12 protein-coding genes are annotated in these 13,628 nt (G+C 65.3%); 7 read left to right on the top strand and 5 right to left on the bottom strand.

Annotated elements, in window-relative coordinates; all coding sequences use genetic code 11:
- Positions 1–413: acyl-CoA dehydrogenase N-terminal domain-containing protein (locus tag Q1J79_RS07920; RefSeq protein WP_300298975.1), on the bottom strand; the 413-nt coding region annotated here is incomplete at its 3' end.
- A gap of 97 nt (positions 414–510) precedes the next feature.
- Between Q1J79_RS07920 and Q1J79_RS07915 the strand changes: the two genes are divergently transcribed.
- From Q1J79_RS07915 to Q1J79_RS07905, 3 genes are read left to right on the top strand one after another with little or no spacing between them, the layout of a single operon-like run.
- On the top strand, positions 511–1,446 hold the full coding sequence (locus Q1J79_RS07915) for an L-threonylcarbamoyladenylate synthase (protein WP_300298974.1): 936 nt from the start codon (positions 511–513) through the stop codon (positions 1,444–1,446).
- A gap of 27 nt (positions 1,447–1,473) precedes the next feature.
- Positions 1,474–2,898 (top strand): FAD-binding oxidoreductase, encoded by a 1,425-nt coding sequence (locus tag Q1J79_RS07910; RefSeq protein ID WP_300298973.1) that lies wholly within the window; start codon positions 1,474–1,476, stop codon positions 2,896–2,898.
- Position 2,899: 1 nt separating this feature from the next.
- On the top strand, positions 2,900–3,427 hold the full coding sequence (locus tag Q1J79_RS07905) for a dihydrofolate reductase family protein (RefSeq protein ID WP_300298972.1): 528 nt from the start codon (positions 2,900–2,902) through the stop codon (positions 3,425–3,427).
- Here Q1J79_RS07905 and Q1J79_RS07900 read toward each other — a convergent pair.
- The 4 genes from Q1J79_RS07900 to Q1J79_RS07885 form a co-directional block, all read right to left on the bottom strand.
- Positions 3,422–5,278 (bottom strand): TRAP transporter permease, encoded by a 1,857-nt coding sequence (locus tag Q1J79_RS07900; RefSeq protein WP_300298971.1) that lies wholly within the window; start codon positions 5,276–5,278, stop codon positions 3,422–3,424. The genes Q1J79_RS07905 and Q1J79_RS07900 overlap by 6 nt on opposite strands.
- A gap of 102 nt (positions 5,279–5,380) precedes the next feature.
- Positions 5,381–6,346 (bottom strand): TAXI family TRAP transporter solute-binding subunit, encoded by a 966-nt coding sequence (locus Q1J79_RS07895; protein ID WP_300298969.1) that lies wholly within the window; start codon positions 6,344–6,346, stop codon positions 5,381–5,383.
- A 70-nt stretch (positions 6,347–6,416) separates the two neighbouring features.
- Positions 6,417–6,893, bottom strand: coding sequence for a DUF488 family protein (locus tag Q1J79_RS07890; RefSeq protein WP_300298967.1), 477 nt, complete (start codon positions 6,891–6,893; stop codon positions 6,417–6,419).
- Between the two features lie 10 nt (positions 6,894–6,903).
- Entirely contained in the window at positions 6,904–7,503 is a 600-nt protein-coding gene (locus Q1J79_RS07885; protein WP_300298965.1) for a DUF2239 family protein, read from the bottom strand.
- Between the two features lie 121 nt (positions 7,504–7,624).
- On the opposite strand from Q1J79_RS07885, the gene Q1J79_RS07880 reads away from it, so the two are divergent.
- The 4 genes from Q1J79_RS07880 to Q1J79_RS07865 all read left to right on the top strand — a co-directional run bounded on the left by Q1J79_RS07880 (position 7,625) and on the right by Q1J79_RS07865 (position 13,621).
- Positions 7,625–7,960 carry a GIY-YIG nuclease family protein gene (locus Q1J79_RS07880; RefSeq protein WP_300298963.1) on the top strand — a complete coding sequence of 112 codons (336 nt, stop codon included), beginning with the start codon at positions 7,625–7,627 and terminating at the stop codon, positions 7,958–7,960.
- A 147-nt stretch (positions 7,961–8,107) separates the two neighbouring features.
- The gene (locus tag Q1J79_RS07875) at positions 8,108–9,235 is read left to right on the top strand and encodes an efflux RND transporter periplasmic adaptor subunit (RefSeq protein WP_300298961.1); all 1,128 of its coding nucleotides are present in this window, start codon (positions 8,108–8,110) and stop codon (positions 9,233–9,235) included.
- 24 nt (positions 9,236–9,259) lie between these two features.
- Positions 9,260–12,403, top strand: a complete 3,144-nt coding sequence (locus tag Q1J79_RS07870) for an efflux RND transporter permease subunit (RefSeq protein WP_300298957.1) — start codon at positions 9,260–9,262, stop codon at positions 12,401–12,403.
- A gap of 129 nt (positions 12,404–12,532) precedes the next feature.
- Positions 12,533–13,621: a DUF2855 family protein gene (locus tag Q1J79_RS07865; protein ID WP_300298954.1), complete on the top strand. Its 1,089-nt coding sequence runs from the start codon at positions 12,533–12,535 to the stop codon at positions 13,619–13,621.
- Positions 13,622–13,628 lie beyond the last annotated feature (7 nt).

The raw sequence follows: 13,628 nt of genomic DNA, 5'->3' as shown, positions 1-13,628 counted from the left end.
GCGATGATGGCGTCGATGGCGCCCTGGGTCAGCAGCGGGCAGAGCGAGAAGGACAGATTGGCCGCCTGTACCATTTCCTGCGCCGCCATGGTGACGGCCCAGGGCATCGCGCCGCCGCCGAGCTCTTCCGGGAAGGGCATGCCGTTCCAGCCGCCCTCGACGAATTTCTTGTAGGCCGCCGCGAAGCCCGGCGCGGTACGCACCACGCCATTGTCGATTTTGGCGCCTTCCTTGTCGCCGCCGCGATTGAGCGGCGAGAGCACGCCGGCGGCGAATTTCGCCGCCTCTTCCAGTACGGCGCCGACGATTTCGCCCTCGGCGTTCTCCAGGCCCGGCAAGCTGGCCAGATCGGCCAGGCCGGCAATCTGCTCCAGGGTGAAACGCATATCCTTGACGGGGGCGGCGTATTCCATCTCGGTCTCCCTTTGACCCACGATCATGCTGTGGGCGCTGCATAATATGGTCTGGAACGCCTAGCAAGGCCAATGCCCGCCGGCTTAAACTTGGGCTATGGTTGACGTAACGATTTCAGAGGCCGCCGGGAAGTTGAAAGCTGGCGAGGTGGTCGCCTTCGCCACCGAAACGGTCTACGGGCTGGGCGCCGACGCGACGAATCCCGCCGCCGTGGCCAGGATTTTTGCCACCAAGGGGCGGCCGGATTTCAACCCGCTGATCTGCCATATCGCCGATCTGGCCCAGCTCGACGATCTGGTGATGGCCGATGCCCGCGCCCGCCGGCTGGCTGAAGCCTTTTGGCCAGGCGCGCTGACCCTGGTGCTGCCGCGCCGGCCCGATTGCCCGGTGGCGCCGGCGGTTTCGGCCGGGCTGCCCTCGCTGGCCCTGCGCATGCCGGCGCATCCACAGGCGCGCGAGCTGCTGCGTCTGGTCGGTCGCCCAGTCGCCGCACCCTCGGCCAACCGCTCCGGCCATGTCTCGCCCACCACGGCGCAGCATGTCCGCGACAGCCTCGGCCCGGAGGTTCCCGTGCTGGATGGCGGGCCCTGCCCGGTGGGCCTGGAATCCACCGTGATCGGCCTGACCGGTCCACAAGCCACTTTGCTGCGGCCTGGCGGCGTGGCGGCCGAGGAGATCGAGCGCGTGCTGGGCGAGACGCTGGCCCGGCCGACCGACGTGAAGCGTGAATCGCCCGGCATGCTGCTGAAGCATTACGCGCCGCGCCTGCCGGTGCGACTGGAAGCCACGGCAGCGCAGCCAGGGAAAAATGAAGGGCTGCTCAGCTTCGGCCCGCCGCCGCCCGGTTTCACCAGCGTCTGGCGTTTAAGCGATGCCGGCGATCTGGCCGAGGCTGCCGCCAATCTCTATGCCGGCCTACATGCGCTGGATCATGCGCCGGGGCTGGACGGCATCGCCGTCATGCCGATCCCGCCGCATGGTCTGGGCCAGGCCATCAACGACAGGCTTACGCGCGCGGCGCGCGGACGCTAGGATCGCCGCCGCGATTATGGTGACACAATGAACGCTCTCGCTCCCGATCTGCTCGACCGCTTCCGCGCCATCGTCGGCCCCAAAGGCTGGACTTCCGATCCCGACGCGCTGGCCCTGCATGTGCGCGAGTGGCGCGACCTCTATGCCGGCACGACGCCGCTGGTGCTGAAACCGACCAGCACGGCAGAGGTCGCCGCCATCGTGAAGCTGGCGCGCGAGACAAAAACCAAGCTGGTGCCGCAGGGCGGCAATACCGGCCTGGTCGGTGGCGGCATCCCCTTCGATGCCGGTGACGAAATCGTGCTGTCGCTGCAGCGCATGAACAAAATCCGCGCCATTGATCCGCTGAACGACACTGTCACGGTGGAAGCCGGCTGCATCCTGCAGACCGTGCAGCAGGCGGCCCGCGAGGCCGGGCGGCTGTTTCCGCTGTCCATCGGCTCGGAAGGCAGTTGTACCATCGGCGGCAACCTCTCCACCAATGCCGGCGGCAATGCCGTACTGCGTTACGGCAATACCCGTGAGTTGACGCTGGGCCTAGAGGTCGTGCTGGCTGATGGCCAGATCTGGGACGGCCTGCGTGGCCTGCGCAAGGACAATACCGGCTACGACCTGCGCGACCTGTTCATCGGCGGCGAGGGCACGCTGGGCATTATCACCGCCGCGGTGCTGAAGCTGCATCCGCTGCCCAAGGCGATGGCCACCGCGTTTACCGCGATTCCCAGCCCGCAGGCGGCCATCGAATTGCTGGCCCTGGCCAAGGCCGCCACCGGCGGCCAGGTGACGGGCTGCGAGATCATGCCGCGCATCGGCCTCGATTACGTGCTGCGCCACACGCCGGCCACCAGCGACCCCATCGCCGAGCGCCATCCCTGGTACCTGATCCTGGAATTCTCCTCGGGCCGCGACGATGGCGCCATTGGCGAAACCATGGAGGCCGTGCTGGCGGAGGGCTTCGAGAAGGGCCTTGTTCTGGATGCCGCCATCGCCCAGTCGGATGCCCAGCGCGCCGCCTTCTGGAAAATCCGCGAGGCGATGTCCAGTTCGCAGAAGCCCGAGGGCGGCAGCATCAAATGCGACATCTCGGTGCCGGTGTCGCAGATGCCTTTGTTCATTGAGCGCGCCAGCAAGGCGGTGGAAGACCTGATCCCCGGCGTGCGCATCGTTGCCTTCGGCCATATCGGCGACGGTAACGTGCATTTCAATCCGTCTCAGCCGGTGGGCTGGAAGCCGGAAGACTTCATGGCCTACTGGGACCGCGTGCACCAGATCGTGCACGACATCGCCCATGAGATGAAAGGCTCGATCTCGGCCGAGCATGGCGTCGGCCGCATGAAGATCGACGAGATCACGCAATACAAATCGCCGGTCGAAATCGAAATGATGCGCAGAATCAAGCGCGCCTTCGATCCCGACAATATCCTCAATCCCGGCAAGGTCGTGTGGCCCTGATATGCCGCCGTTGTTCCGCGCCTACCTGGCGATCAGCGCCGATGGCTTCATCGCCCGGCCCGATGGTTCGGTTGACTGGCTGCACGATTACGATCCGGCTGAGTTCGGCTTTGAAGCCTTCATGGCCGGGATCGGCAGCATCGTCATGGGTCGCGCCTCCTACGAAATGAGCCGCAGTTTCGGCGACGTCTGGCCTTATGCCGGAAAAACGGTCTATGTTGTCACCGCGCAGGACCTGCAGAGCCTGCCGCGCGATACGCGAACCCATCGTGCGGATTTCGCAACCCTGGCCGCTGAACTGCGACAGACCTCGCACGGCGATGTTTGGCTTTTCGGTGGTCCGCAGCTCTGGGCGGGTTTCCTCGACATCGGCGCCATCGACCGCTTCGAGCTGTATGTTATCCCCCATATGATCGGCGAAGGAATGCCCCTGCTGCCGCCGGGCCGGCGCGACCTGCGCCTCGAACTGGTCGAGTCCGAGGCGCTGTCCCGCGGCGTGACGAAACTGGTCTACAAGCAGCTGCTATGACGCCCTGCCCAAATTCGGGTCGCGGGCAATCGCCTTCTGCGCGATGAACACCACCGCGATCAGGCCGATGCCGATCAGATCGGTAACCAGTCCCGGCTTGATCAGGCATAGCGCACCCGCCACCAGCAGCGCGCGCTCCCACATCAGGGCCGGCCGGATCAGGTAGCCATACAGGCCGGCGGCGAGCGCGAGGCAGCCGATGGTGGCGCTGGCGGCCGCATGCAGGATGTCGGGCCATTCGCCGATCGCCAGCAGGGCGGGCTCGTAGACGAACATGAACGGCACGATGAAGCCGGCCGCGCCGGTGCGCACCGCCGCCCAGCCGGCTTCCCATATATTGGCCTTGGCCAGGCTGGCCGCGGCATAGACCGCCAGTGCCACCGGCGGCGTGATCGCCGACAGGATGGCGAAGTAGAAGGCGAACATATGCGCGGCTGGCTCGATCACGCCCAGCTTCATGATCGCCGGCACCATCAGCGACACCATGACGATATAGGCTGGCGTGGTCGGCATGCCCATGCCGAGGATGATCCCGGCCACCGCGGTGAGCAGCAGCGCCAGCAGCAGGCTGTTCTGCGACAGGCCAACCACCCAGTTGGTGAAGGTGATGCCCAGGCCGGTCAGGGTGATCGAGCCGATCACCAGGCCGGCGCAGGCGCAGGCCAGCGCCACCGCCAGCGTGTTGCGCGCGCCATCCTGCAGGGCGTCCCACACCATGTCCATCCGCAGGCCCTCACGCGTGCCGGCGCGCAGCATTGCGACCGGGAAACAGGCGAGCGTGCCGGCCAGGGCGCAGAGCGGCGCCGAATAGCCCATGAACATGCCGCCGAGGATCACCGCCACCGGAATGAACAGATGGCCGCTCTGCTTCAGCACGGCGAGCATGCGTGGCACTTCATGCGCCGGCAGGCCATGCAGGCCGCGGCGCTTGGCTTCGAAATGCACCGCGCCGAAGCAGGCAATGTAATAGAGCAGCGAGGGAATCAGCGCCCAGACCACCACCGTGGCATAGGGAACGGCAAGGAATTCCGCCATCACGAAGGCCGCCGCGCCCATGATCGGCGGCATGATCTGGCCGCCGGTCGAGGCGACCGATTCCACCGCCGCGGCGAAGGACGGGCGGAAGCCGGTGCGCTTCATCAGCGGAATGGTGATCGGCCCGTCGACCATCACGTTGGCAACCGCCGAGCCCGAGATGGTGCCGAACAGCGACGATGATACCACCGCCACCTTGCCCGGCCCGCCGGCCTGCCGGCCGGTCAGCGCCAGGGCGAAATCCATGAACAGCTTACCGGTGCCGGTGCGTTCCATGAAGGCGCCGAACAGCACGAAGATCATCACATAGGATGCCGAAACGCCCAGCGTGGAGCCGAAGATGCCTTCGGTGGTCATGTAAAGCTGATCCAGCAGGGTGAGCGGATCAACCTGGGTGACGAACAGCGCATGGCCCATGAACAGCAGGGCGGTGATCGGCAGAGCCCAGCCGATCACGCGGCGGGTGCAGTCCAGCACGATCACGACCAGCGCCATACCGGCAACGACATCGAGCGGCTTCAGGTCGTCGATATAGATGATGCGATTGATGAAATAGTCGAGATTGATGAACAGGTGGCCCAGCGCCAGGATGGCGCCGGCGAACATCAGCGCGTCGAGCCAGATCAGGCGCCGCCGGCCGCTCTCGTCCCGGGCGAAGGGATAGATCAGCAATACCAGCGCCAAGGCAAAGGCCAGATGGATGCCGCGGAACACCAGCGCCTGCGGCGGTCCCATGGCGATCACCCACATATGATACAGGGCCATCGCCACGCCGATCGGCGCGATCACCCGCGCGATCAGAGTTTTACTCTCCATCATCCGCCCCCCGGTCGATTGCGCCGGCCCGCTGCGGGGCCCGCGAAAAAAGGACCGGCGCCGCCCGTCCTGAAGCGACGCCGGCCAGTACGCCTCAAACGGTTACTTCAGTGCGCCGACTTCGCGGTAATACTTCGCCGCGCCGGGATGCAGCGGCACGCCGATATCCTGGGCCATTTCCTTCGGCGTCAGCTTGGCCATCGCCTTGTTCACCGCGGCCATGTCGGCGACATGGGTCGCCATCGCCTTGGTCACGGCATAGACCTTGTCTTCTGGCAGCTTGCACGAGGTGATGAAATGCGTCGAATAGCCGATTACCGGCACGTCCTTGTCCTGTTTCGGATAGGTGCCGGCCGGCACGATCACCTTGTTGTAGCCGGCATTGATCTTCTTCATGTCGGCCAGGCCCTTGTCGGTGATCGGAATCAGCTTGACGTCGCGGGCGGTGGCCAGGTCCATCACCGACGAGGCCGGGATCGTGGTGCCGAGCGTGAATACCTGGGCATGGCCGTCTTTCAGCAGGGCGGCGGCATCGTTGTAGGAGGCCATGAAATTGACCTTGCCCATGGCGTCATAGGACAGCCCATGCGCCTTGAGGATATCGGCCGAGATCGCTTCCGCTGTGTTGCCCTTGGTCTGCACGGCGATCGACTTGCCCTTCATGTCCTCGATCTTGTCGATCTTGGAATCGGCGAGGACCACCACCTGGAAAAACTGCGGATACAGGTTGGCAACCTGGCAGACATTGGCCGTCTTCTCGCCGAAGGGCGGGCGGCCGTTGACCGCGTCCACCGTGGAGATCGAGTTGCCGAAGCCGAAATCGGCCTTGCCTTCCTGCACGCCCTTCACGTTGGCGATGCCGGCGCCGGGCAGGGTCTGGATCGTCACCCCGGGAACGGCCTTTTCGAACATCGCCTTCATGGTGCCGCCCAGCGGCACCCAGACGCCGCCCTGCGGGCCGGTCATCAGCTTGTAGGTCTGTGCCCGGGCTTCGGCGCCGGCCAGTCCGGCTAAGCCGAGGGTAACGGCCGCAATGAATGCTGCACGACCGATGGTGCTGTGACGCATGGTATCCTCCCGATATATTTTTGTGCGGGAAGTGTGCTCAGCCAATGCCGTCGCGTCAAGCAAAGATCAGTCAGCGGAACAGATCGAGCTGCGGCGGGGCTGCTGATTTCTCGTGTTGCAGCGCGTCATGCGATAGCAACACGCCTTCGGGCTGAATATGCACCACACTTCCCCCGCACAGCAGTAAAGCCGGCGTCACCAGATGCGTGCGATGGCACTGCCATGGATCGGCCTCGGCGCACATCATTGCCGTCGCCCCCTGTTCCGTCCCCTGTTCCACCCAGGCCATCAATGCGGCAATGCCGCGCCGGAAATCCGGCTCCGCCGCGCGCGGCTTGCCGCCGAGTGTCTCGCCAAACCAGCGATAGGCGATCCCGGCCCGGGCCAGGGCTGCCTGCAGCGCCGCCCGGTTGAAATGCGGCGCGTAACGCGAGGCCGGCACCGAGCGCAGATCGGCGAGCTGGTTGATGCCATGCTGCTGCAACAGGGCCTGAAAGCGCGCCGGCGCGTGGTTGGAATGACCGATGCTGTAGATGACTGGCGCCATGTCCTTCGCCTCACGACGCCGCAGCAGCGGCAGGTTCGCCCCAGGCGAGTTTCTGCGCATAACCGGAGATATCCTGCGGCCAGGTCGCGACGATCGCGCTGAACTGCGGCTGGTCGGCGGCAAACAGAGCCCGCGCCGCCATTTCGAAGCCGGGTAGATCTCCAGCGACTGCCGCCATGAAACGATAAGCCGCCTCCTGCATGCGGCGACGTTCCGTGCGGCCGCCATCGGCGTGGCGGGCTTCGTCGACCAAACGACGCAGCGCTTGCGAGGCGCCGCCCGGTTGCGCCGCCAGCCAATCCCAGTGCCGCGGCAGCAGGGTAACTTCGCGGGCGATCACGCCAAGCTTCGGGCGCCCGCGGCCACGGGTCGAGAACGCGGTTTCCTCCGCCACGGTCAGCGCGGCGTAACGTGCGGCGATCGCGGCGGCGCTGCCACGCAGATCCAGGTCGATCACCGTACCGGTGGCGTCATCAAAGACCAGCGTGGTGATCTCCGGCATCTGCTCAATGGCCGCTTTCGCCGCCAGCGCCACGTCGGTCAGGGAACCGGTGGCAACACGGCGACTGCCGGCAAAGACGGTATAGGTCTGCGGTTTGGTCTCAGGCACGGGCCGCTCCAATATTACCCGGATATAATTATTGACTATAATATTATCCGGATGATATTTACCTCACAATTCGACCGATTGGCCAGAGCCTGACAGGCCAGAGTCAGACAGGAACGGCGACATGAACAAGCAAGACCGGAAAGCCGCTTTGGCCACGTATAAAGAGCGCAAGGCCTCGGCCGGCATCTATGGTCTGCGCTGCCTGTCGACAGGTCAACGCTGGGCCGGACGGGCCGCCGACCTTGGCAAAATCCAGAACCGCCTCTGGTTCACGTTACGTCAAGGCGGCCATCACCACCCGGTGCTGCAGGCGGCTTGGAGGACATACGGCCCAGAGGGCTTCGTCTTCGAAGAGATCGAGCGGCTGGCGGACGAATCGCTGCCTTATGTTCGCGACCGGCTGCTGAAGGACCGGCTGATGCATTGGTGCACCACGCTGCCCGCTGAGGCGATCTGACCGCATCGCGTGATTGCGGATCAGCCGATTGTGACCAACATCACAGTTACTTATTGGTAACTTACGCAGGATGGACGGATTTTCAGCGTATCTATATATACAGCGCGGCTTGGCAGGGATGGAAAGCCGCAGGGGGATAATGGCGTCATGACGCGTTTAGCCAAGATCGGTTTGTCCGTGCTTGCCCTCGCCATCATGGCCAGCGGCGGGCTTTATCTGCTCAAAGGCCGCCAGCCGGTCAAGGCGATCAGCACCGCCGAACCGGCCCGTTTCGAGGGCATCGAATTCTCGCCCGCCGATCTGGCCGAGGCGAAAATCGCCGATCTGCGCCAGGTGGTCCGCCTGAGCGGCACCTTGCAGCCGCTGAACCAGAGCCTGGTGCGCGCCGAGGTGGCCGCCGTGGTGCAGGACATTTCCGTGCGGCGTGGCGAGAGCGTGAAAAAAGGCCAGTTGCTGGCCCGGCTCGACACCGCCGACCTCAATGCCCGGCTGCGCGAGAAGCAGAGCAACCTCGACAGCGCCCGCTCCGCCCTCAATCTCGCCCAGATCAACCGCGACAAGGCGATCACCCTGACCCAGCGCGGCGTGAAATCGCAGACCGCGCTGGACGAGGCCGAGAATGCCTGGCGCAACGCGCGCGCCAATGTCGCCGCCCTGGAGCAGCAGGTGACGATGGCGCGCAAGGCGCAGGGCGATGCGGCGATCTATGCGCCGCTGGATGGCCTGGTGGCCGAGCGCTACGTCAATCCGGGCGAGCGCGTCGCCGTCGACGCCAAGCTGTTCGTCATCGCCGATCTGGATGTGCTCGAGGTCGAGGCCCTGGTGCCGGCACGCGACGTGCCGCAACTGAAAATCGGCCAGAAAGTGCTGCTGAACGTCGAAGGTTTCGCCGACCGTCCGTTCGAGGGCCATGTCGAGCGCATCAACCCGACGGCGCAGAGCGGGTCGCGCTCGATCCCGGTCTACGTCCTGCTGAAAAATCCCGAGCACGTGCTGCGCGGCGGCATGTTCGGCAGCGGCGAGGCCGTGCTGGCCGAGCGACGCGGCGCCGTCGCCATTCCGGTCGAGGCGCTGCGGCGGGACAACAACAACGCCGACATCGTCTATGTGCTGAAAGACAGCCGCCTGGAGCGCCGCGCCGTCAGCGTCGCCCTCGCCGGCACGCCCGATGGCCGCGTGGCGATCAGCAGCGGCGTCGCCGCCGGCGAGACTGTCGTGGCCACGCCCGGCCTCCGCCTGAGCGACGGGCTGCCCGCCCGCATCGCCGGCCGCTGACCGGCCGGCAGGGAGAGGCAGACCATGTGGCTCACCCGCATCAGCGTCAACAATCCGGTCTTCGCCACCATGATGATGGCGTCGCTGCTGGTGGTCGGCCTGTTCGCTTATTTCAAGCTCAGCATCGAGCAGTTCCCCGATGTGGAATTCCCCATCGTGGTCGTCGCCACCTCCTATCCCGGCGCAACGCCGGAAAGCGTCGAAAGCGAAGTCACCCGGCCGATCGAGGATGCGGTGAACACCATCAGCGGCGTGCGCACGCTGACCTCGCGGTCGCTGGAAGGCCGCTCGACCGTGATCATCGAATTCGAGCTGACCGTCGACGCGGTGGAGGCCGTGCAGGACGTGCGCGAGAAGATCGCCCAGGTCACGCCGAAATTCCGCGACGAGATCAAGACGCCGGAAATCACCCGTTTCTCGCCCGATAGCCAGCCGGTCGCCTCCATCGCCGTGCGCACCGAGCGCCGCGACCTGCGTGAGCTGACCACGCTCGCCGACCAGGTGATCCTGAAACGGCTGCAGACCGTGCGCGGCGTGGGCCAAGCCTACATCGTCGGCGGCGTGAAGCGGCGCATCAACATCCTGCCGAATCCGGAAAAGATGCAGGCCTACGGCATCGGCATGGATCAGTTGATCAACGTGCTGAAAAGCGAGAACCAGCAGCTTCCCGTCGGCACCCTGACCCGGCCGCAGACCGAATTCGTCGTGCAGATCGAAGGCCGCGTCACCGATCCGCGCAAGCTGGCTCAGCTGGTGCTGGCGCGCCGCGGCGGCGCCTCGGTCACGCTCGGTGATGTCGCCACGGTGGAGGACGGCACCGAGGAAAAGGATGCCGTCGCCCTGTTTGATGGCGACCGCCTGCTGGCGATTTCCTTCATCAAGGTGCAGGGCTCCAATACCCTGGAGGTCATCACCGGCCTGAAGCAGGCGGTGAAGGAGCTGGAGGCCGACCTGCCCTCCGACATCACCCTGCAGTTCATGCGCGACGACAGCCGCGCCATCCTGATCTCGGTCAACGGCGTGCAGCGCACCCTGATCGAGGGCGCCATCCTCACCGTGCTGATCGTCTTCCTGTTCCTCAATTCCTGGCGTAGCACCATCATCACTGGGCTCACGCTACCGATTGCCGTGATCGGCACGCTGGCCGCGGTCTACGCGGCCGGCTTCACGCTCAACAAGCTGACTCTGATGGCCCTGTCGCTGGCCATCGGCATCCTGATCGACGATGCGATTGTCGTCCGGGAAAACATCACGCGACATGTCGCCATGGGCAAAAGCCACCGTCAGGCGGCGCTGGACGGCACCAACGAGATCGGCCTGGCCGTGCTGGCCACCACCTTCTCGATTGTCGCCGTCTTCCTGCCCGTCGCCTTCATGGGCGGCATCATCGGGCGGTTCTTCCTGCAATTCGGCATCACCGTCACGGTGGCGGTGCTGATCTCGCTGTTCGTCAGCTTCACCCTCGACCCGATGCTGTCCAGCGTCTGGCACGATCCGCACAGCCTGCCCAATGCCAAGCGCGGCCCGGTCGGCCGCGCCGTCGCGCTGGTCGACAAGGGCATGGAGCGGCTCGGCCGGCTGTATCGTCATGTGCTGCGCTGGAGCCTGCGCTGGCGCTGGGTCGTGCTGCTGATCGCCGTGTTCAGCCTGGTCGGCAGCGTCATGCTGGTTGGCAAGCTGGGCACCGAATTCGTGCCCGAGCCGGATTTGTCGGAAATCCTGGTCGAGATCACCACGCCGCCCGGCTCGGCCATCGACTATACCGAGGCCAAGATCCGCCAGGTGCAGGATGCCCTGAAGGAATTCCCCGAGGTGCAGTACAGCTTCGCCTCGATCAATGCCGGCGCCTTCGCGCGGCGCAATGTCGGCACGCTGTATGTGCGCTTCGTGCCGCTGGAGCAGCGCAAGCGCACGCCGCAGCAGATGACCCAGCCCTTCCGCGACCGCCTGTCGCTGATCGCCGGCATCGACAACGTCAATATCGGCCTGCCCAATCTGGGCGGCGGCCTGAACAAGCCGATCATGATCGCGCTGAAGGGTCAGGATATCGCCGAGCTTGACCGCCTGTCGCAGGAAGCCATGGCGATCATCCGCACCGTGCCGGGCGTGGTCGACCTTGAATCCAGCCTCAAGGCCAACAAGCCGACCGTGGCGCTGGATGTCGACCGCCAGCTCGCCGCCGATCTGGGCGTCAGCGTCGCCTCCATCGCCGCCACCCTGCGCCCGCTGCTGGCCGGCGAGGAAGCCGGCACCTGGAAGGGACCGGATGACGAGGATTACGACGTCTTCGTGCGCCTGCCGCGCGACGACCGCACCGGCCTGCCCGACCTGGAGCGCATCTATGTCGCCTCCAACCAGATGAATCCCGACGGCAATCCCAAGATGATCGCCCTGGCCCAGGTGGTGCAGATCCAGCCCTCGCTCGGCTCGACCCAGATCAACCGCCGCGATCTTGCCCGCGAGGTGTTGCTGACGGCAGCCACCTATAACCGCCCGGTCGGCGAGGCCGGCCGCGAGATCCAGGCCAAGCTCGAGCAGATGAAGCTGCCGCCCGGCTACCGCTTCTGGTTCGGCGGCGCCTCGAAGGACATGAAGGAATCGGCCGGCTTCGCCGCCGCCGCCCTGCTGCTGGCCATCATCTTCATCTACCTGATCCTCGCCTCGCAGTTCGGCAGCTTCCTGCAGCCGTTTGCCATCATGGCCTCGCTGCCGCTGTCGCTGATCGGCGTCATCCTCGGCCTGTGGCTGTGGGGCTCCACGCTCAACATTTTCTCGATCATCGGCTTCATCATGCTGATGGGCCTGGTGACCAAGAACGCCATCCTGCTGATCGACTTCGTCAACCATGCCCGCCGCGGCGGACTGGACCGCACCGAGGCGATCCTGGAAGCCGGCGAAATCCGCCTGCGCCCGATCATGATGACGACGCTGGCGATGATCTTCGGCATGCTGCCGCTGGCGCTGGCGCTGGGCGAAGGCGCCAAACAGACCTCGGCCATGGCCCATGCGGTGATCGGCGGCCTGGTATCCTCCACCCTGCTCACCCTGATCGTCACGCCGGTGATCTTCACCTATCTCGACGACCTCGGCGCCTGGGTCAGCCGCAGGCTGCCAAAAGCGTCGGATCATCATGACGCTGCGGCAGAGGCGAAACAGCCGGCCGAATAGGGCAGCGCCACGCCACGGGTTCGTTCGTATTCCAACGGCCTCGCCACCGAGCCATCTAAATTTTGTCACGCATGCGCCGGCCCGGACGGCCTACAATGCCCATGGATACTGTGAGCACTGGAGGAACCCATGACCGCGACCCTGACCCAGTTCGGGATCGACAAAACCAATCTGCAAAACACCAAGCTGATCACGGCCAGGCTGCCGGTGCTGCAGCCCGGCGAGGTGCTGGTGAAAATCGACAGCTTCGCCTTCACCGCCAATAACATTACCTATGCCGAGCTGGGCGAACGCCTGGCCTACTGGAAGTTCTATCCCGCCGCGGAGGAAGGCTACGGCGTCGTACCGGCCTGGGGCTTCGGCGACGTGCTGGAAAGCCGGCATGACGACATCGTGGCGGGCGAACGCATTTTCGGCTTCCTGCCGATGGCCAGCCATGCGGTACTGCAACCGGCGAAGGTCGCCGACAGCAGCTTCGTCGACGCCGCTGCGCATCGCCGCGAGCTGCCGCCGGCCTACAATTTCTATATCCGCACCACCGGCGACACCGCCTTCCTGCCGGAACTCCAGCCCTTCCAGGCGCTGTTCCGCCCGCTTTTCATCACCTCTTTCCTGATCGACGATTTCCTGGCCGATGAACATTTCTTCGGTGCGCAACGTGCGATCCTGTCCAGCGCCTCGGCCAAGACCGCCTTCGGCCTGGCCCATCTGCTGCACCGGCGCGGCGGGATCGAGGTGGTCGGCCTCACCTCCGCAGGCAACCGCGGCTTCGTGCAAGACCTCGGCAGCTATCACCAGGTCGTGCTCTACGATGAGATCACCAGCCTGGATGCCGGCCGCCCCACCGTCTATGTCGACTTCGCCGGCAGCGGCGCGGTACGCACCGCCATCCACCGGCATTTCGGCGACGCGCTGAAATATTCCTGTGCCGTCGGCCTGTCGCATCGCGAAATGAATCCGCCCGGCAAGGAACTGCCCGGACCCAGGCCGGTCTTCTTCTTCGCCCCGGATCGCATCAAGAAACGCACCCAGGACTGGGGCCGCGGCGTGATCGACGCCCGCTTCGCCGATGCGATGGCGGATTTCCTGCCGCTGGCGCGGCGCTGCCTGCGGGTGATCGAGGGACGCGGCGTCACCAGCGTTTCCGCCGCATGGACCGCAACGCTGGCCGGCCAGGCCAAGGCCGATGAGGGCCTGATTCTCAGCCTGTGGGAATGATCCTGCC

The sequence above is a fragment of the Ferrovibrio sp. genome, assembly GCF_029255545.1.
Taxonomy (GTDB): Bacteria; Pseudomonadota; Alphaproteobacteria; order Ferrovibrionales; family Ferrovibrionaceae; genus Ferrovibrio.
This window is presented reverse-complemented; position numbering and strand designations above follow the sequence as displayed.